This is a genomic window from Amycolatopsis halotolerans (genome assembly GCF_042647905.1).
Lineage (GTDB): Bacteria > Actinomycetota > Actinomycetes > Mycobacteriales > Pseudonocardiaceae > Amycolatopsis > Amycolatopsis halotolerans.
On sequence record NZ_JBHRWI010000024.1, the window covers coordinates 174810 to 195257 of the forward strand.

A 20448-nucleotide genomic window follows, 5' to 3' on the forward strand; every position below is an offset into this window, starting at 1 on the left:
GACTGGTCCAGACATGTCTTTGTCAGAAAATCCCGGCCGAGGGAAACCGCGGGCAGCCGTTCAGAATTCGGCGCGAAACACCCGCAGGAAGTCACCGGTCCAGCGGAATCGGCTCGCCAGCCGGTAGCAGCGACGCACCCGGGGATCCGGGATCTGGCCGTAGGCCTTCAGGACCGCTTCGGACCCGCGCGGCCGCAGATCCGGATTCCAGCGCGGGATATCGGACTCGTCCCGGATCGCAGTCCAGTAGGCCGGGTAGGGATACCAGCGCGGCGGCAGCACTTTCTTCAGCAACTGGGTGGCTCGGGCGGTCGAAACGGACACACCGTCGAAGATCAGCGCGCCAGACGGGAAATGTCCGGTCAGCCGGCGCAGCAACTGGGATACCTCCGCCTCCCGCAGATACATCAGCAATCCCTCGGCGAGGATCAGTGCCGGCCGATCGGCCGGAATCTCCTCCAGCCACGCGGAATCAGTCACCGATGCGGCGATCATCCGGTAGCTGCCGCCGTCCGAGTACAGCTTCCGGCGAAGCGCGATGACATCCGGCAGGTCGACGTCGAACCACCGCACGCCAGGCGGATCGAGCCGGAACGCGCGGCTGTCCATCCCGCACGCCATCTGCAGAACCGTCGCTTCCGGGTGCTCGCGCAGGAAATCCGCCGCCCAGGTGTCGAACTGCCGCGCCCGCAACGCGACCCCGGCGCGCCCGCGGACGATGGACGGCTTGTCGAGCTTCGCCCAGTCGTAGTCGATCCGCTCGACCGCCTCGGCCGCGAGCCGGTCGCCGAGAATGGGCTGCGGATCCCGCGCGTCCAGTGCACGGAGAAACAGTGTCACAAGCATCGTCGACTGCACGCCAGTGAGATCTACCCGCCCCGTAGTCACAAGTCAGATCCTACGCGGATCACCAGTGATGACCAGGCGTCGCTTTAACCGTCTTCATCGCGAACTGCGAACTCGTCCGTGCCACACCAGGCATCCGAGTCAGCTCAGTCATATACAACTTTTCGTACGCCGCCATATCAGGAACCGCGATCTGCATCAGATAGTCCGGGGTGCCGAACATCCGGCGGCACGACACCACTTCGTCCAGCCGCAGCACCGCCTCCTCGAACGCCTCGATGACCTCGCTCCGTTGATCCGCCATCTCCACGTGCAGCAGCACCCCGAGGCCACGACCGAGCGCGGACGGGTCGACCGACGCGTGGTAACCGGTGATCACGCCGGACGCTTCGAGTGCGCGGACCCGGCGCAGGCACGGCGACGGCGACAGCCCGACCCGGTCGGCGAGCTCGTTGTTCGGTAGCCGGCCGTCGGCCATGAGGTGGCCGACGATTGCGTGATCAGTCTTGTCCATGGCATCCGATGCTAATCAGGAGCGCAAGCTGCGCAATCTTCGGCATCGGCTGCCCCGCCTTCCGCACTACCGTCGATTTCGGCATCCGACCGGAAGGCAGCACCGTGAACACTCTCGTCCTCTCCCCAGCGGAACGCTCCCAAGCCGCCGCCGCGCTGGCCAGTTTCGTTGACAGTTATGAGGAATCCCTCCCGACCCGGCCGATCCTCCCGGACGTCGACCGGGACACCCTGACGAAGCTCCTCGCCGAGCCGTTCCCGACAGAAGGCATTGGGGTAGAAGGATTCTTCGCCGATCTCCGGGACCGCATCGTGCCCAACTCGACCGCCATCGCGCACCCGCGATTCCTCGCGTACGTGCAGGGTCCGCCGAACGGCATCGCTCCTTACGCCGACGCGATCGCCGCTGTCCTCAACCAAAACTGCAACTTCTGGCAGCTCTCCCCCGCGGCGAGCGTGGTCGAACGCTCGGTTGTCGAATGGCTGGCCGGTCTTTTCAATCTCGGCCCCGAATCCGGCGGCATCCTGACCAACGGCGGTTCCGGCGCGACCAGGGACGCGATCACCACCGCACTCGCGGACCGCCGGCCGGATTTCCGTGAGCGCGGCCTGCAATCCGGTGCGCCGCCGCTGGTGCTGTACACCTCCGAGGAGGCCCACCGCTGCGTCGACAAAGCCGCCGCGACGCTCGGCATCGGCCTGGACCACGTCCGGCACCTCCCGGTTGACGACGAGTTCCGCCTGCGCGTCGACCTCCTCGCCGACGCCATCGCCGCCGACCGCGCCGCCGGGCTCGAGCCGTTCTGCGTCGTCGCCACCGCCGGCACGGTCACCAGCGGCTCGATCGATCCGATCGGGCCCATCGCCGATCTGTGCGCGCGAGAGGACCTTTGGCTGCACGTCGACGGTGCGTACGGCGCGCTGTTCGTCCTCGCTGACTCCGCGCAAGAGACGTTCGCCCCGCTGTCCCGCGCGGATTCCATCGCGCTGGATCCGCACAAAATGCTGTTCACGCCGCTCGAAGCCGGTGCGCTGGTGGTGAAAGACGCCGCAAAACTTCGAGCGGCCTTCGCGTTCTCGTCGTCGTATCTGACCGTCGCCGAGGACGACCTGATGTTCGACTTCATGGACTACGGCCCGCAGCTTTCACGCAGTTTCAAGGCGTTGAAGGTCTGGGCCGCGCTGCGAACGTTCGGCGTCGACACCTTCCGCACCGCCGCCGAACGCTGCCTCCGCCTCGCCGCGCGGCTCGCCGAACGCATCGCCGCGGAACCGGGATTGACGCTGCTGAATCCGGTAGCGCTGACCGCCGTGTGCGTGCGCATCGATGGCCGCCGCGACGAGGAATATCCGGCGCTACTCGCCCAGCTTGTGGACGAAGGCACTGCGCTGCTGGGCCCGGCACGGCTGCGCGGGCAAACCGCGATTCGCGCGTGCGTCGCGAATTACCGCACCACCGACGCTGACATCGACCTCATCGCCGATCGGCTGGCCACGCTCGCCAACTGCTGAATGCGCGGAACGGTCCCGAAATCCGCTAACCCCGGTCCTGGTGCGGGCCCCCGCGGCGAACGTAACGTCCCCACCGTGTCGAAAGAAGTGCAACCCGGGCGCATCGACGGCCAAACCGTCGCGATCACCGGTGCCACCTCCGGAATCGGCTCCTTCACCGCCGCCCAGCTCGCCGATCTCGGAGCCCGCGTGCTCGTCCTCGGCCGATCGGAATCCCGGGGCCGCTCAACGGTTTCCGCCCTCCCGAACCCGGACCGGCACGAGTTCGTCCGGCTGGACCTCGCCGACCGGACGTCGATCGCCCAGGTCGGCGACCGGCTCGGCGAGCTGCCGCGGCTGGACGCGCTGGTGCTGAACGCCGGTGTCGTCGCCGGCGCGTTCGGCCCCGGCCCGGCGCGGCGGATCAGCGCGTTCGGGGTGGAGGAGATCGTCGGGATCAATCACCTCGCGCACGCGGAACTGCTGCGGCGCGCGCTCCCGACGGTCCGGCGGGTGGTCAGCCTCGGGAGCATGCTCACCCGCAAGATTCCGTTCGATCGCGAGAATTGGCTGTCCGAACGGCATTACCGGGCGCGGGTCGCGTACGCGATGTCCAAGCACACGGTGGAGATCTTCGGCTTCGAACTGCACCGGCGGCTCGCGGAGACCCAGTCGATCGTCGTCCATCCCGGCGGGGCGATCGACGCCCTCACGCCCGGGCGGCCCGGGGCGCGGGTGGCACGTGCGCTGTTCCGGGGGATCGTGCAGGGGAAGGACCAGGCGGCCCGGCCGGTCGTGGCTGCGGTCGCGTCGCCGGAACTGCGCAGCGGCGAGTACCTCGGTCCGCATCGGACCGCCCACGCCGAAGTGCAACAGCCGGTGACGACGAGCCTGGATCCGGAGCTGGGCGCGTGGCTCTGGACGGAGACCGAACGGCTGCTCGGCGCGCGGATCCCGACCGAGCCGCGTCACCCGATCGGGTAGAAAACCGCGCGGAGCCGCCCGTTAACCGCCAGCTAGCCTTGAACCGTGGACGATCCGGCGGTTCTGGACGCCCTGGCCCAGCGGCTGGCGCGGATCGGCGAACGCCGGAATCTCGACGTCCCCGCGCTGCTTCGCCGCCTCGGCATCCCGCCGGACCGCACCGGCGTCACCCGCCAGCAGGTCTCCGAACTCACCCGCGAACTGTGGCTCCAGACCGACGACGAACTCTTCGCCCTCGGCCCGCGCGCCCCGCGCGGACTATTCCGGCTGGTAGTCCGATCGGTGGCCCCCGCCCCCGATCTGCGGGCCGCCCTGCACCGCCTGGAAGAAGCCGCTCACGTCCTGCCCGGCATGCCCGCCGTCGCGGTCCGTGCGGTGGCTCCGCTGGCGGAGGTCGAGATCGACGTCCGCCAGCTAGCCGACCCCGAGCACGTCGCGGCCGAACTGGTCGCCATCGTCGTGCACCGGCTGCTCGGCTGGCTCACCGGACAACGCATCGACCTGCGAGAACTCCGCCTGCCGTGGCCGAAGCCGGACCACGCGCCGCATTATGAGCTGGTTTTCGGCCGCCATCCGCAGTTCGACGCCGACGCGCTGGTCCTCTCCTTCGACGGCAAACTCCTGCCCGCGCCGGTAATCCGCAGCGAGGCTGAACTGGCGGAGTTTCTCGAAGATCAACCGGACGCCTGGCTCGCCACACGCGACTACGGTTCAGCTCTCGCGGACCAAGTCCGCGCCATCGTCGAGCAGGGCACCGTCGCGCCGGACGACATTGCCGACCGGCTCGGGATCAGCGCCCAGCACCTGCGTCGGCGGCTGCGGGGCGAGGGCACATCGATCGGCGAGATCCGGGATGGCGTTCGCCGGGACGCCGCGATCGCCAGCCTTAGCCGCGGTGACGAATCGATCGAGAAACTGGCTCAACGGCTGGGTTTTTCCGAAGCCAGCGCATTCCGACGCGCGTTTCGCCGGTGGACCGGGCGCACTCCCGCCGACTACCGCTAGTGCCAATACCAGGGGAATCGAGCTCCAGGACCTCGCCCAGCCGAAACGCCCGAGTGATCACCAGGTGACCGGCCCTTCGGGTCCATGAGGGGAACCCTGACGGAATCTGATTCCCTCAGGGTTCCCCTCACGGCACGAAACCGCTACCCCGGCACCCGCAAAGCCCGCATCCGCGCATACAGCGTCGTCCGCGAAATCCCCAACGTGCTCGCCGCCCGCACCTTGTTCCCGCCAGCCGACCGCAGCGCCGCCACGATCGCGTTCCGCTCAGCACGCTCGATCGGCGCCAGCTCGTGCCCCGAAGCATCCGCCACCAGGGCAGGCGGCAGATCCCCCGGCCCGATCGCGCCGACGGACCTCTTGCGGATCGCCTGGCTCAGCACGCCGCGCAGTTCAGGCAGGTTCCCCGGCCAGTCGTACGAGCTGAGGATCCGCAGCGCGCCCGGCGTGATGTTGTGCGTCCGCGCGGCCCCGAGTTCGGCCAGCATTCGCGTCGCCACCTCGGAAAAGTCCGGTCGGTGCGCCAGCGGCAACAGCTCGACGTGCTCCGCGCACGACGCGATCAGCGCCCGCTCCGGGCCGGTCAGTCCCTCGCGCGGGCCGGTCGTCAGCAGGAGGTGCGGGCCGACACCGCGGGCGGCGTGCGTGGCGACCAGGTCGACCAGTTCGGCGGGGAGCAGGTCCGCGCCGTCGACGCAGATGCTGCCGGAACCAGCCTCTACCGCGGCGGAAAACTGCGCTGCCCAGGCTGCCGAGCCGCCGAGTACAGCTTCCGAGCCGGTCAGCGTCGTGCACGGTTCCTCGGGCACTCGCAGCCGCGCCTCGGTGGTGCGACCGGTTCCGGGCGGGCCCGAGATGTGGACGTGTCCGGGCACGACAGCAGCGCGACGTCGCGTCGGCCTGGCCTCGGCGGCGGTCAGCGGGCGGATCTCCACCAGCACTCCGCCGCGTGCGCCTGCCACCGGTTCGGCCCGGACTCGCGCGCGCTGGCCGGAACGCAGTTCGGTCTCCATTTCGGACGTTCGGCTCGCGTCGCCCACGAGGTTCCACAGCAGCGCGACGTCCGCGCCTTCCAGCAGGTCGGCCGCGGCTTGGTTGCACAGCAACAGGTCCGGGCCGATCGCGACCACCGGACGGGTCGGGCGCGAGGTCGCCTGGAACGCGGCCAGCAGCGAGCGTTCCGACACCCGGCTGCCCTCCAGCAGCTGCCGTTCGATCTCCTCGACGGCCTTCGCGACCAGCGGCGCGAGCAGCGGATTCGCCTCGGCGGCCAGCAGCGTGATGTCGAGCGCGCCCTCCAGCCGCCGCGTGACCGGGTGGAAGATCGGGTGCCCGTAGCAGCTGAACCCGCGCAGCGCCTCGGCGTAGTGCTCTTCCCCGTGCACCACGATGCTCGACCGGGTTTCCAGCGCGGTGCCCGGCCCGGTGGTCCCGACCTCGTCCTCCAGCAGGCAGGTGCCGACCCCGATGCCCAGCTGGTCGAGACAGTCTTCGACGGCGCGGTCGGCGCTCCACCGGTGCACGAGCCTGCCGTCGTGGTCGACGAGCACAGTGGACATCGCGGTGCCGGCGAGCCGCTCGTCGAGGTCCTCCAGCACCGGTGCCGCCGCCGCGAGCAGCTTGCTGGCCGGGTCCACCTCCGCGGACCGCAGGCCGAGCAGCGCGGTTTCGGGGCGCACCCCGGCGAGCGACGCACGCCGCCAGGACTGGGCGATCGGTTCCCGCAGCGCGACATTGCGCGCGGACGTCATCGAGCTCACGCGGATCTCCACCTTCGTTGGTGACGCGCAGCAGGATAACCATCGCTCTCCGCTGCCGCTGTACAGAACTTGAACACTCAAGGTCGGATTCACCCGGCAAGGTGGTCCCCCACCACCACCCGCGTGCACGTGCTGCGTTCCGGCACGCGGTCCTTACCTCGAAAGGGGAACCAGCGTGACTCTCAGTCACTCCGAGCCGGACACCGGGAAGGAGCGCGGGGGCGTTTCCCGGCGTGGATTCCTCGGTTACGTCGTCGCGGCCGGGACCCTCGTCGTCGCCGCGGACGTCGGGCTCGCCACCCCGGCGGCGGCCTCCGTTCCTTCCGCCCCGCAGCCGCCCGAGCTGTACGACCTCAACGACGCGCTCACCGACGCCGGGCTTCCGACGTCGCAGCTGATCACCGTCACCATCAACAAGGACGGCAGCGCCTCGTTCGAGATCCCGCGCGCCGAGGTCGGCCAGGGCATCACCACCTCGACCGCGATGATCATCGCCGAGGAACTGGACCTGCCGGTCGAGAAGGTGCACGTCGCGCTCGCCCCGGCGCGTCCGGAACTGCTGTTCAACCAGCTCACCGGCGGGTCGAACACCACGGTCTCGACCTACACGCCGATCCGCGTCGCCGCCGCGATCGCCAAACAGCAACTGCTCGAAGCGGCGGTCATCCTGCTCGGCGGGACCGCGGAGCGGTTCATCGTCAAGGGCGGCGTTGTCACCGCGCCGAACGGCAAGACCGCGACGTACGGCGAACTGGCGACGAAGGCCGCGTCCAGCACCACCAAGCAGGTACAGCTGGACCCGAGCAAGCTCAAGGGCTCCAGCGACTTCAAGGTGCTCGGCAAGCCGCAGACCCGCCTCGACGCCCGCGACATCGTGACCGGCAAGAAGCAGTTCGCGATGGACCTGGACGTCCCCGGCGCGCTGCCGACGATGATCTGCCGTCCGCCGACGCTCAACGGCACGCCGAAGGCCGTCCGCAACAAGGCCGACGTGCTGAAGCTGCCCGGCGTCACCGACGTCGCGATCATCCCGACCGGGGTCGCGGTCCGCGCGGAGACGTTCGGCCAGTGCATCGACGGCGTGCGTGCGCTGCAGGTCGACTGGGGCCCCGGCAGTGTCGAGGGCGAGAACGACGAATCGGTGCTCGCCAACCTGCGCCGGGCCGAGCTTCCGCTGGCGGTGCCGAAGATTCCGGTGCTGGCCAAGACGGTCGAGGCGGATTTCGAGTTCATGTTCCGCTCGAGTGCCGCGCTGGAGCCGTACTGCGCGGTCGCCGACGTGCGCGACGGCAGCGCCGAGATCTGGGCCGGGCTGAAGTCGCCGATCGTCTCCCAGGGCGAGGTCGCCCAGGCGATCGGGCTGCCCCAAGGCAAGGTGAAGGTCCACGTCATCACCGGCGGCGGTTCCTTCGGGCACAAGCTGTTCGGCAACCACGCCATCGAAGCGGCGCAGGCGTCGAAGGCGTTCGGCAAACCGGTACGGCTGATGTGGCACCGCGCCGACGAGCCGCGGCAGGGGCGGCTGCACCCGATGTCCACGTCGCGGATGCGCGCCACCGTGCTCGCCGGACAGGTGCTCACCTTCGAGCAGCGGCACACCTCGGTCGAGACGTCGTTCCGGCACGGGCTCGGCGAAATGCTCACCTCGGTCGCCACGAAACTGCCGACCGGGCTGGGCAACCTCGGCGTGGCCGAGGCGGTTTTCGTGCTGAGCCAGGAAATGCCGTACAACTTCGGCGTCGTCGACCAGACGCTCACCGAAACCGACCAGCGGTTCAACACCGGGTCGATGCGCAACGTCTACTCGCCCGACGTCGGCTGCGCGAACGAGCTGATGGTGGACATCCTCGCCAAGTCGATGGGCAAGGACCCGCTGGACTTCCGGCTGGAATACCTCAAGAACGACAAGGTGAAGGGCGTGCTGCGCAAGGTCGCCGAGGTCGGCGGCTGGGGCCGGAAAATGCCCGCGGGCACCGCGCAGGGCATCGCGATCCACAAGGAGTACAAGGGCGCCAGCGCCTGTCTGGTGGAAATCGACTGCCGCCCGGAGACGGTGAACCGCAAGATCCGCGACGGCGTCGGCGGCCCGCGCGTGACGAAGGCGGTCATCGCCATCGACGCCGGTCTGGTGATCAACCCGCGCGGCCTCGAAGCGCAGATGATGGGCTGCTTCGCCGACGGGCTGGCACTCGCGCTGACCAGCAGTGTCCACCTGAAGGACGGGCACTTCCTGGAAGCCAGCTGGGACAACTACTTCTACACCCGGCAGTGGAACATCCCGCACGACTTCACCGCGATCGCGATGCCGTCCAACGGCGAGCAGCCCGGCGGCGGCGGAGAAGCGGGCGTGGCTTGTTCCGTCGCGGCCGTCGCGTGCGCGTACGCCCGCGCGACCGGGAAGGTCCCGAAGCGGTTCCCGATCAACCACGACGACCCGATCGGCTTCGAGGTCAAGTCGTTCGTCCCGCCCGTTCCCGAATCGCCGACCGACGGCCTGAGCCACACCTACTGAGGAGCACGATGAGCAAGCACACCTTCATCCTCAACGGGAAGCCGGTGTCCGTCGACGTCGACGACAATGTGCGGCTGCTGTGGGTCCTGCGCGACGTCCTCGGCGTCCGCGGGCCGAAGTACGGCTGCGGCATCAACGTGTGCAAGGCCTGCACGTCGCACTTCAACGGCAAGGCGTTCAACCCGTGTTCGGTGCGCGTGGCCGACATCAAGGCCACCGACGAGATCACCACGATCGAGGGCCTGCCGGACACGGTGAAGGCCGACCTGCACCCGATGCAGGAGGCCTGGCTGGAGAACGACGTCGCGCAGTGCGGCTACTGCCAGCCCGGCCAGATCATGGCGGCGGTCGCGAAGGTCAAGGAGGCCAAGGCGAAGGGCCGCGAGATCAACGACGCCGACCTGGACGAGATCCGCAACGTCTGCCGCTGCGGCACGTATTCGCGGATTCGCGAGGCCATCAAGGCCGGCGCCGCGAAGATGTAAGGGGTCGTGGGTGTTCATCCCGGTCAGAACCGGGATGAACACCCACGAGACCCCCGCCGCTCAGCAGCACCGCCACCCCGATCACCTGCGCCGGTACCAGTTCCTGGCCCAGCAACAGCCACGCGAGCAGCGCGGCGGCAAGCGGCTCGGCCAGCGCCAGCACTCCGGCCAGCGCCACCGGCAGCCCGCCGAGCGCACGCAGCCCCGCCAGATACGGCAGCACGGTGCCGAAAACGGCCAGCACCGGCAACGCCAGCCAGACCGGCATCATCGCGTCGCCCATCGTCACCGGACCCGCGGCGGCCTTCATGGTCCACAATGGACTGACGGCGAGCACCGCCACCGCCCCGATCGCCAGTCCCGCGGCGGTCATCCCGAGCGGATCGTGCTGTCGCGCACCGCGTTCGCCGAGCAGGAAGTATCCGGCGGAGCAGACCGCCGACGCCAATCCCGCCGCGACGCCGAGGAAGTCCAGCCGCGCACCGGGTCCGAGACCGGCGATCAGCACCAGCCCGGCGATCGCCAGCGCGATTCCCAGCCACACCGCCACCGGCAGCCGCGTTCGCCGGACTACGCGCACCCACAGTGCGACCAGCACCGGCGACAGGTTCACCAGCACCATCGCCACCGCGACCGGAATCCTCGACACCGCAACGAAAAAGAACAGTTGCACGCCCGCGACGCCGAGGAGTCCGTAGCCGAGCGGCAACCACAGCTCAGCGCGCCGGAACCGCAACGCTCGCGGCCGCAGCAGCGCGACAGCGGGAGTCAGCAGAACCGCGGCGAGCCCGATCCGCACCGCGGTGACCGCCGCCGGGCTCCAGCCCGTGTCCAGCACCGCTTTGGCGAGCGGACCGGAGCTCGCGAACAGCACCCAGGAGACCAGGCTCAGCCCGGTCGCCCGCGCGGTACCGCCCTGCTCGGCCACGTCCGCATTCTGCGTCCCGGCCCCGCGCCCGAGCCACCGGTTTTCCCGGTGCGACGCGGCCGCATCGTGGAAAGTCCGTGAGGGGAACCCTGAGGGAATCTGATTCCCTCAGGGTTCCCCTCACGGACAACGGACATCGCCCGGCCGGCCAGCCGGGCGCGGCGTGCACTGGTTTCCGGATGCGACGCGGGTCACATCCGGAGTTGTCACATCCGGCGGGCGGCCGGCATCTCATGGGCATCCGCTTCACCACTCTGGAGGATCCGATGAACGCACGCTTCGACATGATGACCAACGACCTCGGCAAGTCGCTCGGCAAGCGGTTCGCCGGGCTGAGCATGCTGCTGCGCAACTCGTCGCTGCCGACGTCCACGCAGGAGCTGGTTTCGCTGCGGGCCAGCCAGATCAACGGCTGCGGCTTCTGCACCGACATGCACACCAAGGACGCCACCGCGGCGGGCGAGACCGCGGAACGGCTTCACCTGGTGGCCGTCTGGCGCGAGGCGACCGTGTTCACCCCCGCCGAGCGGGCCGCGCTCGCGCTGACGGAGGAGGGCACCCGGATCGCGGACGCCGGCGACGTTTCCGACGCGACGTGGGCACAGGCGCGCGAGCACTACGACGACGATCAACTCGCCGCGCTGGTCATGCTGATCGGTTTGATCAACGCGGCCAACCGGATGAACGTCATCGTGCGCACGCCGGCCGGGCAGTACCAGCCGGGCCAGTTCGCGAACGCCAGCTGACCCGAGGCCGAGGCGGGGGAACACGGGACGCCGCCGAGCAGCGGTGGGGCTCGGCGGTGACCCGTGCGCTTGCCGGTCGCAGGCAGGTCCGCGTGCTTTCAGCGCGGAAGAGGCCGGGGCGGTGAATCCGGTGCAGGCCGGGCAGCTCCGCCTTCCCAGCCTGCGCCGCTCCCCCGGACTCGGCAACCGGAGGTTCCGCCGGACGGATCACGGGTTTCCGCAGAACTTCCGCTCGGCGACGAACGGGTCCGGCGGCACGGTCACCCCGGTCCGGTGCACGGCTCCGGTGAGGTTGGCCCAGAACCGGCCCGGCGACATCGGCTCGCGCGTGGACCGCTGGATCTCCGCCAGATCTCCGCAGCTCAGCGCGTGCCGGGCGGCGGCGACCTGGTCCGCGGTGAGGTCCGCGCGCAGGGCGAAGTTGCCTGGGTTGAGGACCGGGGCGTCCGGGTCCGCGTAATCCGCCAGCAGCCACGCGTTGCTCAGCGGTTTCGAGTGTCCCGGTTTCACCGTCGGGAATTCGAAGCGCGCGCCGATCGGGTTGGCGAGGCCCCAGAAGTCGACGACACCGACGTCCACCGGCGAGATGACCCCGACCGTCCCCAGATAGACCCCGATGACCATGCTCTTCGACGGGACGTCCTCGCGCAGGCGTGCTGTGAGGATCCGCTCGTGCGGGTCTTCGTAGATCAGCGTGCGCGGGCTGAGGGCGTCCTTGAGATATCGCATCCTCGGCGTGAAATCCGCCGATTCGGTGGGATAGGTCTGGCCGGTCCACGCGTGGTAGTAGCCGCGTTCGTCGTCGATGAGCTTGCTGTCTTGCGGGACGAACTGTCCGATGCTGGCGCAGAGAACCGCCCACACCAGCAGGACTACGCCGAGCACGCGCGTTTTCTTCGCCGCCGGAAGCACCAGCACCGGCAGCATCAGCAGGAAGAAGATCGGCAGCACCATGCGTGCGTGCATGTAGTCGCCGCCGACCTTCAGCAGGTACGCCAGCGACAGCACACCGGCGACCACCGGGGTGAGGGTGACGATCCGATCGCTGCGGTGCCTCCGCAGCACCCCGGCGAGCAGGACGGTGCAGAGCACCAGCGGCAACCACAGCAGGTACGGGTTCGCGAAATCGCCGACGTAGGCGAATCCGCGTGCCCAGAAGGATTCGCTCGCGTTCTTGGTGAGCGCGGGCATCGGCACGAGGATGCCGTAGAAGCCCATGCGGAAGATCTCGTACCCGACCGGCAGCGCTCCGGCGGCGGCCACCGCGGCGAGGGTGACGCGCCAGGTCGGCTTTGCCACCAACCACAGTGCGATCAGGAACACTGCCGCGACAAGCGTTTGTTCGGGACGGACCAGCGGACCCAACCCCATCACGAACGCCGCTGCGACAACGTGTTTGGCTGATTCGCTGTCACGCAGCCGCACGAGCAGCCACCAGCAGAGCGCCATCCAGAACGTGTTCAGCCCGGTCTCCAGCCCGGACGTCGCGTACTGCCACACCGGCCGCACGCCCAGCAGCGCGAGGATCCCGCACGGCACCATCGCCGCGACGTGCCCGCCGTGCAAGCGACTCGTCGCGCTCACCGCGAAGCCGAATCCGGCGGCGGTGAGGAGCAAACCAAGCATCCAGGACAGCGTCGAGGTGTCCGACTGGCCGAACACGAACCCGGCGAACGCGAGCAGCCATTGCCACAGCGTGCTCGTGGACGCCTCGGCCCGTTCGCCGATATTGTAGACCGGCCCGTTTCCGGCGAGGATCTGTTCGACGATTCTGGTGAAGATGAGGGCGTCGTCGCAGATCCAGCGGGTGAAATAGCCGAGAATGGCGATCAGCAGAATGGCGCCGACGGTTATCCAGCTATTTCTTCGCCAGTAATTACGTGCGAAAATTGGCTGTTTTACGGCGCGCGGAAGCACCCTTGGCATTGTGTCCATGGAAAAATCCTTGCTACGAGAGCGTTCGGCGGTAGTCGACGATTCCGGCCGCGATCAGCGCCACGATGCCCGCGCTCACCAGTGACACCTGCGCCAGTTCCAGCGCCTCGAAGTCGGCCGCGGCCATGGTGGCCTTAAGGACAAGCGACTGGGCCAGCACGAGCGCGCAGCACGCCGCGAGCGAGAACGACCACGCGGGAGAGCGTCGCCGGAAAGCGAAATAGGCTGGGATGACGAGCACTGCCACCCACACAAACCAGGAAAGACCGCGCAGGTCTGATCCGCCGAAGATGCCGAGGTAGAGCGCCGAAGCCGTAACCCCGGACAAGGCAAGCCACCATTTCCGCGCGGACGGCAGCGGTGCGCCGATATGGAATCCGGCGATCATCAGCAGCAGCGGCAGCCATTGCGGGATGAAATAGCCCAGCAGATCGGGACTGAAACTGAACGAATACTGATACAGGAAGGCGGCGAATCCGGCGATCAGCACCAGGCCGGCGACTCCGCGCGCGGCCCGGCGGCGCCCGGCGAAGAGGAGCGCGAGAGGCACGACGGCCGCGACGGCCACTGCGATGTCGTGCCAGATTTGCTGGGCAGACTGCGCGGCGTAGAGCGACATGGCGGCTTCGACCGGGGATCCGGGTGCCGCGTAGAGGGTGCTTGTCCGAGAAAAGCCGAGTGCGTCGTAGAGATCGTGACCGAGGGAGAGGACGCCCTTCAGCACGCCCCAGAGGAGCCCGAGCAGCGCGACCAGCCGGACAGTGTCGCCGAACGCGACCACGCGAGCCGGGGCTGAGCCAGCAGCCAGCCGGGCGCGCAGGCCCAGACCCAGCATCGAGAGCAGTTCGCGCCCTTCCGCGAGCCGACCGCCACCGGCCTCTCGCGCGTCGAGCAGGGCGCCGACCAATTCTTCCTCGCGGTCGGCGCGATACCAACGAGGCAGAAACCGCACCATCCGGCGGCAGTGGAGTTCCGGAGCGGTCATGATCGGGCCGACCGCTCGACGCACCGGCAAGAGCGCGGCAAGACTCGCGCCACCGGACAGCGCTGAAGCCCGGGAGCGGTCATGCCCCGCCCCCGAGCGCCCAGCCTCTCGCCCGCAGCACCGAATCCGCCGCGGCGGCATTCGCGGCCAGCCGCCGGGCCTGCTCGGCCAGAACACGGCCGCCGAGGTCGGTCAGCCGGTAATAGCGCCGCAGCCGGCCCTGGTGGATCTCCTCCTTGTCCCGCTCCGCCCATCCGTCGGCCACCAGCCGGTCCAGCACGCCGTACAGCGTGCCGACCCGCAGGCGGACCCGGTTTTCCGACAGCTTCTCGACGGCCTGGACGATGCCGTAGCCGTGTTTCGGCTCGTCGGCGAGCGCGGTGAGGATCAGGAAGACCTGCTCCGACATGCCTCGTTCGGTCACCCGTCCATATATATCACGTCGCGATATATGCGGGTGGCCGAGACAACGGGCTACTGCTCAGCGACGGCCGTTCCCTCCAGTTCGACCAGCAGGGTCGGGATGGCCAGCCGGGTCACGCCGAGCATCGTGGTCGACGGGGCGACCCCGGCCGCGGCCAGCCGGGCCGCGAGGACGCCGTAGTGCTGGAAAAGCTCGTCGACGTCGGTGGCGTAGACGTTGAGCCGGACCAGGTTTCCGAGCGTCATGCCCGCTTCGGCGAGCACCTCCTCCAGATTGTCGAGGCTCAGCGCCACCTGCTTCGCCATGTCCCCGGCGTGCCGCGGTTCGCCGTCGGCGTTCATCGCGGTCTGCCCGGAGCAGTACAGGGTCCGGACCGGCCCGGACACCAGTTCGCCCTGGTTGTATCCCATCGCCGTCGACCACGCCCACGGGTTGACAGTCGTTCGCTCCACCACTTGCTCCATTCACACTCTCAGCAGTACGCGGAGGAGCTTGGCAAGCAATACACGACATCCTGTGTCGCGTATTGGGTAGAATTTCCGGTATGCGCGCCGACCGGTTGGTCTCGCTGGTCCTGCTGCTGCGCCAGCGCGGCCGGCTGTCCGCAGCCACTCTCGCCCGCGAGCTGGAAGTCTCCACCCGCACTGTGCTGCGGGACATCGACGCGCTGTCCGCGGCGGGGGTCCCGGTCTACGCCGAACGCGGGCGCAACGGCGGATTCGCGCTGCTGCCCGGATTTCAGACCGAACTCACCGGGCTGAACCACGACGAAGCGCTCGCGCTGCTGGTCGCCGGATCGCGCCGTGGCGCGCAGGCGTTCGGCCTCGGTTCAGCGCTCGCTTCGGCCATGCTCAAAGTGGTCGACGCGCTGCCGGAAAGCCATCGGACCACGGCCGCGGGCGTGGCCGAACGGTTGCTGATCGACCCGGAGATCGACCTCCTCTCGCGCCGCGCGGTCGCCGAGGAGGTGCCGGACGCCGTGGTCGCCGAGATCCTTCGCGCGGTGTTCGCCGGACATCAGGTGCGGATCCGCTACCAGGCGGTGAACCAGGCCCCGAAGTGGCGCACAGTGCACCCGATCGGCCTGGTCACTGTGCGGGAGCAGGGATACTTGCTGGCTACCCGCGAAGGCGAGGACCGGACGTATCGGCTATCGCGCGTGCTGGCCGCCGAGGAGCTCGACGAACCAGCGCAGCGGCCCGATCGAGTAGACCTCGGCCGGGCCTGGCAAGACCGCAGCACGCGATTCCGGACCGGCGGCGACCAAATCGTCGCGCTAGTCCGGATTCGCCCGAAGCAGCGTGAAGAACTGGCCCGCACCGCACTCGCCATTCTCGCCGAGGAACCCGGCTCGGACGGGTGGATTCGGCTGGAGGCGGCTTTCCAGGATTCCCGGCACGCCGAGTGGGCGCTGTGGCAGCTCGCCCGGAACGCGGAAGTCCTTGCGCCGCAATCGTTGCGTGCCGCGCTGCACCACCGCGCCGCCGAGCTCGCCGCCACCTACGCAGAGCCCGCCTGACCCCTCGGCACCGGCACTGCCTGCACATTCCGTAGTTGTGCGGATACCTACCCACTGGTAAGTTACCCGCCAGTCGTGATCCACATCATGGTTCGAACTTCATGGTTCAAAGGGGAGTCATGATCCGGAAACCCGTCCGCGCGTTGATCGCCGCCGCCGCTCTCGCGATCACGTCCGCCGTCGCGCTGCCCGCCGCCGCCTCGGCTGATTCCTTCTACAGTTACGACGGCAGCACGCCGCTTTCGTCGTACGCGCCGGGCACCGTGCTGAAGACGCGGACGTTGAACTATCACGTCTTCGGCTTCCCGACGCCGGTACAGGCCACCCAGCTGCTCTACCGGACCGCCGACGCACAGGGCAATCCCACCGCGAACGTCACCTCGGTCGTCCGCAACCCCCTGGGCGGCAACGGAAAGGTCGTTTCGTACCAGTCCGCGTACGACTCGCTCAACCCCGAGGACGCACCGTCCCGGGCGATCGCGGGCGACGTCCGGCTCGGCGGCGTGCTGCCGAACGCCGAATCGCTGCTGATCGCACCGGCGCTCGCGCTCGGGTACAGCGTCGTCATCCCGGACACCGAAGGCCCGTCCGCCGATTTCGCCGCTGGTCCCGAATACGGTCAGACCACTTTGGACTCCATTCGCGCCGCGACGCACGCGCCCGGCACCGGAATGACCGAATCCACCAAGTTCGGCCTCATCGGCTACTCCGGCGGCGCGATCGCGACCGGCTGGGCGTCGGCGATCGCCGCGAGCTACGCGCCGGACGTCGAGAAGAACCTGGTCGGTTTCGCCGAGGGCGGGGTGCTCGTCGACCCCGCGCACAACCTCAAGTACGTCGGCGGCAGCCCGGTCTGGTCCGGCGTGATCCCGATGGCGCTGATCGGCGTCTCGCGCGGCTACGGCATCGACCTCAAGCCGTACGCCAGCGAGTACGGGCTGAAGGTGCTCGCCGACCTCGAGCACGCGTCGATCGCCGAGGCGCTCGGCCACTACCCCGGGCTGACCTGGCAGAAACTGGTCAAGCCGGAGTACGCGGACCCGGATTCGGTGCCGCCGTTCGTCGACGCGGTCAACAAGGTGAACATCGGCTCGGCCGCGACGCCGTCGATTCCCGGGTTCATCGCGCAGGCCAACAACGGCGCGCTCGAAGGCACCGTCAGCAACGAGCCGGGCATCGGCACCGGCGACGGCGTGATGGTGGCCGGCGACGTCCGCGCGCTCGCGAATCAGTACTGCGACACCGGAAACACCTCGATCAAGTACACGCAGTACGACGCGCTGAGCCACGCCACCGCGCTCCCGGTGTGGGCCCCGACGGCGATCGCCTGGCTCGGCGACCGGTTCGCGGGCAAGACCGCCCCGTCCAGCTGCGGGCAGATCCCGCCGGGGAACTCGCTGGCACCGGAGCAGCACACCGGCTCCTGACGCGGCCCCGCAAGACACTGCCCGCCGTGAGGGGAACCCTGAGGGAATCTGATTCCCTCAGGGTTCCCCTCACGACCCGCCAGCCCGTGCGAAAAGCCCCTGCCCGCACACCGGCGGACAGGGGCTTTCCCTTACCAGCTAACGAATCAGCCGTCGGATTCGGCCGACGGAATGAACGCCCCGGGAACCTGGTCCGGCGCGAAAATCTTGCTCTCGCCCGGATACGGCTGGTTCCACCCGTGCACCTGGTACCACGTGAAGTGGTCCATCTGCGCGGGGTTGGCGTAGTCCGCCGTGGCGTTCGGGCCGGTCAGCTTCTGCTGCGACTGCCATTGCTGCCACTGCTGCGCCAGCTGCTGCTTGTCCGCGGGCACCGCCGCCGACGCCGCCGCGGTCGACGCCGTCGGGACGTTGTCCGTGCCGCACGACGGCGGGGTCTTCAGGCCCGCGGTCAGCGACGTCTGGTTCGGCACCGCGGTGAACGGCGTGGTGTCCGGCTTCTGCGTGAACGCGGTCGCCATCGGGGTGGCCGCGCTGTCCTTCTGGTTCATCGGGTGGATCCCGAGGATCTGCTCGATGGTGCGGATCATGGTGATCTGCGAGTAGTACCGGCTGTCGGTCGCGCCGTGCTGGGCGTACGGGCTGATGATCTGGATCGGCGCCCGGTGTCCGTCGACGTGGTCCAGCCCGGCCTGGGAGTCGTCCTCGACCACGAAGATCGCGGAGTCCTTCCAGTACTGGCTGTGCGAGATCTTGTCGACGATCTTGCCGACGGCCAGGTCGTTGTCGGCGACCTGCGCGGCCGGGCTCGGCGGCCCGCCGGTGTGGTCGCTCGACAGCCAGAACATGTTCAGGTCGGCCGGGCCGTTCTTCTCGAAGTCGTTCTTCCAGATCTCGTACCGGTACTGGTCCGGCACGTCGGTGTCGAACTTCGGGAAGCCCGGCACCGAAACGCTGTTCAGCGACGGGATCGGCGACGACGAGACCAGCGGGTACGCGGTCGGCTCGCCGGTCGCGGCCATGTTCTTCGAGTCGCAGTACAGGTTCTGCCAGCTCGCGCCCGCGGGCTTGGTCAGGAACTGGTGGAACTCGCCGAAGTCGCGGACGGACTTGCCCGCCGCCTGCGCCCCGCTCCACAGGAAGCCGCTGCGCTGGTGGCCCAGCGCGTCGTCCTCGGTGTCGTAGCTGCGCTTGTACTCGCCCGCCGACGACTCGGTGTACTCCGGGTTGTCCGCCTGCATCAGCCAGTTGTGGCCCTCGGCCGAGTTCGTGCCGATGTCGTAGGTGTTGTCGTACAACCCGAACTGGTCGGCCAGCGCGTGCTGGTTCGGCGTGACGGCCTGGCCGAACTGCGCGAGCGCCGGGTTGCCGTTGCCCTTCTGCATGTCGCCGAAGAGCTGGTCGTACGTCCGGTTTTCCTTGACCAGCAGGAAAACGTGCTTGATCGTGGACGGGTCGCCGAGGCGCTGCGGAACCGGAACCGGCTTGACGTTGCGGTTGCCGTTGGCCTTCTGCACCGAACCCGGTGTCCAGCCGTTCTGCTTGAACACCTGATACGTCTGCGCCCAGGTCTGCCAGTCGGTCGGCAGGGTGAACCGCTGCAGGCTCGACGTGGTGTCGTGCGTGGCGTGCCCGGCCGCGGTGGTCGGGCGGCGGGCGTCGATGCCGCGGGTGTTCGCGACGAGGATGTTCTTGCCCGAGGCGGAGATGCCGGACGGGAAGTAGTCCGTCGGCAGCAGTCCGATGAAGGCGGCGGGGGCCTGCGGGAACCAGTAACGGTAGACCGCGACCGCGTTCGCCCGCCCGAGGGTCACCAGCAGGTGGCCGTCGTCGGTGAGCGCGATGTCGGTCGGCTCGTAGCCGACGTTCGCCTCCGGCCACGGCTGCGTCGCGATGGTCTGCACCACGACGTCGCGCTGGGCGTCGATCACCGAAACGCTGTCGCCGCCGGTGTTCGCCACGAACAGGGTGTTGTTCTTGGCGCGCAGCGCGGTCGGGTGCAGGCCGACGTCGATGCTCTTGACCGGCGCGGCCGGGTTCGCCAGGTCGATCACGCTGACCGTGCCGGTGGTGGCGGCCCCGGTCTTCGGGTCGGCGACGATGTCGGTGCCGTACGAGTTGATCGTGGTGTCGCCCGGCTTCGCCGCGCGGCCGCCCTCGTTGCCGACGTAGACCCGGTTGCCGATCCGCACCAGCCCGCGCGGCGCGTTGCCGACGGTCCAGCTCTGCTTGATCTGGCCGCTGGCGGCGTCGATCGCGACAACCCGGTTCTGGCCGTTCACCGCGGAGTACACGGTGGACCCGTCGGGCGAGAAGATCGCGCCCGCGGCAAGGGAATGCTTGTCCCCGTCGGCCGGGATCGCGACCCAGGTCGGGTTGGCGACGGTGCCGTCCGGCTTCACGTCGAACTTGCGGTAGCCGTCGATCTGGCCCAGCCACAGCGTTTTGCCGTCCGGCGAGTACGACGGGCCTTCCTGGCCGACGTCGTTGCCCGGCAGCTGCAGGTCGGCCTTCTTGTCCTTGCCGACGAGCTGCTGCACCTTCCAGCTCTTCAGGTCGACGATGGTCAGCGCGATGCCGCCGTCGGTGGTCAGCGCGGCGAGGTGGCCGCCGTCCGGGCTGACCGTCGAGGACATGATCTTGCCGTTGGGCACGACCAGCCGCTCGCCGATCGGCTTGAGGTACTGGTCGCTGGAGATGGTCAGGCCGTTCGCGGTTTCCTGGCCGACCTGGTCGGTGCCGAACTGCTTGGTGGAGGCGAGGCCGATGCCCGAGCCCGTGGCGACGAGAGCGACCGTGGTCGCGCCCGCCGTGACGAAGCGCAGCTTGCGGGATCTGCGGAGTTCTTTCTTCCCGCCACGCCTGCGACGGCGCGTTACTTGCATGTC

The 20448-nt window shown here is 68.9% G+C and carries 17 protein-coding genes; 8 read left to right on the forward strand and 9 right to left on the reverse strand.

The window, feature by feature from the left end; genetic code table 11:
- Positions 1-60: 60 nt before the first annotated feature.
- Positions 61-846, reverse strand: coding sequence for a class I SAM-dependent methyltransferase (locus ACFORO_RS21125; protein ID WP_377873843.1), 786 nt, complete (start codon positions 844-846; stop codon positions 61-63).
- 61 nt (positions 847-907) lie between these two features.
- On the reverse strand, positions 908-1360 hold the full coding sequence (locus tag ACFORO_RS21130; protein ID WP_377873844.1) for an Lrp/AsnC family transcriptional regulator: 453 nt from the start codon (positions 1358-1360) through the stop codon (positions 908-910).
- A 104-nt stretch (positions 1361-1464) separates the two neighbouring features.
- On the opposite strand from ACFORO_RS21130, the gene ACFORO_RS21135 reads away from it, so the two are divergent.
- The 3 genes from ACFORO_RS21135 (at position 1465) to ACFORO_RS21145 (ending at position 4839) form a co-directional block, all read left to right on the forward strand.
- Complete coding sequence (locus ACFORO_RS21135; RefSeq protein ID WP_377873845.1) at positions 1465-2871, forward strand: pyridoxal phosphate-dependent decarboxylase family protein; 1407 nt, start codon at positions 1465-1467, stop codon at positions 2869-2871.
- A gap of 75 nt (positions 2872-2946) precedes the next feature.
- The gene (locus ACFORO_RS21140; protein WP_377873846.1) at positions 2947-3834 is read left to right on the forward strand and encodes an SDR family NAD(P)-dependent oxidoreductase; all 888 of its coding nucleotides are present in this window, start codon (positions 2947-2949) and stop codon (positions 3832-3834) included.
- A gap of 45 nt (positions 3835-3879) precedes the next feature.
- Positions 3880-4839: an AraC family transcriptional regulator gene (locus ACFORO_RS21145; protein WP_377873847.1), complete on the forward strand. Its 960-nt coding sequence runs from the start codon at positions 3880-3882 to the stop codon at positions 4837-4839.
- A 143-nt stretch (positions 4840-4982) separates the two neighbouring features.
- Here ACFORO_RS21145 and ACFORO_RS21150 read toward each other — a convergent pair whose 3' ends face one another.
- Positions 4983-6590 carry a sigma-54-dependent Fis family transcriptional regulator gene (locus ACFORO_RS21150; protein ID WP_377873898.1) on the reverse strand — a complete coding sequence of 536 codons (1608 nt, stop codon included), beginning with the start codon at positions 6588-6590 and terminating at the stop codon, positions 4983-4985.
- A 184-nt stretch (positions 6591-6774) separates the two neighbouring features.
- Between ACFORO_RS21150 and ACFORO_RS21155 the strand changes: the two genes are divergently transcribed.
- Positions 6775-9111 (forward strand): molybdopterin cofactor-binding domain-containing protein, encoded by a 2337-nt coding sequence (locus ACFORO_RS21155; protein WP_354740430.1) that lies wholly within the window; start codon positions 6775-6777, stop codon positions 9109-9111.
- Between the two features lie 8 nt (positions 9112-9119).
- Positions 9120-9596, forward strand: a complete 477-nt coding sequence (locus ACFORO_RS21160; RefSeq protein WP_037817840.1) for a (2Fe-2S)-binding protein — start codon at positions 9120-9122, stop codon at positions 9594-9596.
- Here the strand turns inward: ACFORO_RS21160 and ACFORO_RS21165 are convergent.
- A complete protein-coding gene (locus tag ACFORO_RS21165) occupies positions 9571-10524 on the reverse strand; it encodes an EamA family transporter (protein WP_377873849.1) in 954 nt (317 codons plus the stop codon). The genes ACFORO_RS21160 and ACFORO_RS21165 overlap by 26 nt on opposite strands.
- A 266-nt stretch (positions 10525-10790) precedes the next feature.
- Here ACFORO_RS21165 and ACFORO_RS21170 point away from each other — a divergent pair, with 266 nt between their 5' ends.
- A complete protein-coding gene (locus ACFORO_RS21170) occupies positions 10791-11270 on the forward strand; it encodes a carboxymuconolactone decarboxylase family protein (RefSeq protein ID WP_377873850.1) in 480 nt (159 codons plus the stop codon).
- A gap of 207 nt (positions 11271-11477) precedes the next feature.
- Here the strand turns inward: ACFORO_RS21170 and ACFORO_RS21175 are convergent, their stop codons facing one another.
- The 4 genes from ACFORO_RS21175 to ACFORO_RS21190 form a co-directional block, all read right to left on the reverse strand.
- A complete protein-coding gene (locus ACFORO_RS21175; RefSeq protein ID WP_377873851.1) occupies positions 11478-13205 on the reverse strand; it encodes an ArnT family glycosyltransferase in 1728 nt (575 codons plus the stop codon).
- A 13-nt stretch (positions 13206-13218) separates the two neighbouring features.
- The gene (locus ACFORO_RS21180; protein ID WP_377873852.1) at positions 13219-14190 is read right to left on the reverse strand and encodes a hypothetical protein; all 972 of its coding nucleotides are present in this window, start codon (positions 14188-14190) and stop codon (positions 13219-13221) included.
- A 79-nt stretch (positions 14191-14269) separates the two neighbouring features.
- Positions 14270-14614: a PadR family transcriptional regulator gene (locus tag ACFORO_RS21185; protein ID WP_370934996.1), complete on the reverse strand. Its 345-nt coding sequence runs from the start codon at positions 14612-14614 to the stop codon at positions 14270-14272.
- A 50-nt stretch (positions 14615-14664) separates the two neighbouring features.
- Positions 14665-15066 (reverse strand): RidA family protein, encoded by a 402-nt coding sequence (locus tag ACFORO_RS21190; protein WP_377873853.1) that lies wholly within the window; start codon positions 15064-15066, stop codon positions 14665-14667.
- Between the two features lie 92 nt (positions 15067-15158).
- Between ACFORO_RS21190 and ACFORO_RS21195 the strand changes: the two genes are divergently transcribed.
- Both ACFORO_RS21195 and ACFORO_RS21200 read left to right on the forward strand, forming a co-directional pair.
- Positions 15159-16133 (forward strand): helix-turn-helix transcriptional regulator, encoded by a 975-nt coding sequence (locus ACFORO_RS21195; RefSeq protein ID WP_377873854.1) that lies wholly within the window; start codon positions 15159-15161, stop codon positions 16131-16133.
- 119 nt (positions 16134-16252) lie between these two features.
- Positions 16253-17560, forward strand: a complete 1308-nt coding sequence (locus ACFORO_RS21200; RefSeq protein ID WP_377873855.1) for a lipase family protein — start codon at positions 16253-16255, stop codon at positions 17558-17560.
- A gap of 146 nt (positions 17561-17706) precedes the next feature.
- Here ACFORO_RS21200 and ACFORO_RS21205 read toward each other — a convergent pair whose 3' ends face one another.
- The gene (locus ACFORO_RS21205) at positions 17707-20445 is read right to left on the reverse strand and encodes a bifunctional YncE family protein/alkaline phosphatase family protein (protein ID WP_377873856.1); all 2739 of its coding nucleotides are present in this window, start codon (positions 20443-20445) and stop codon (positions 17707-17709) included.
- Between the last annotated feature and the right edge of the window lie 3 nt (positions 20446-20448).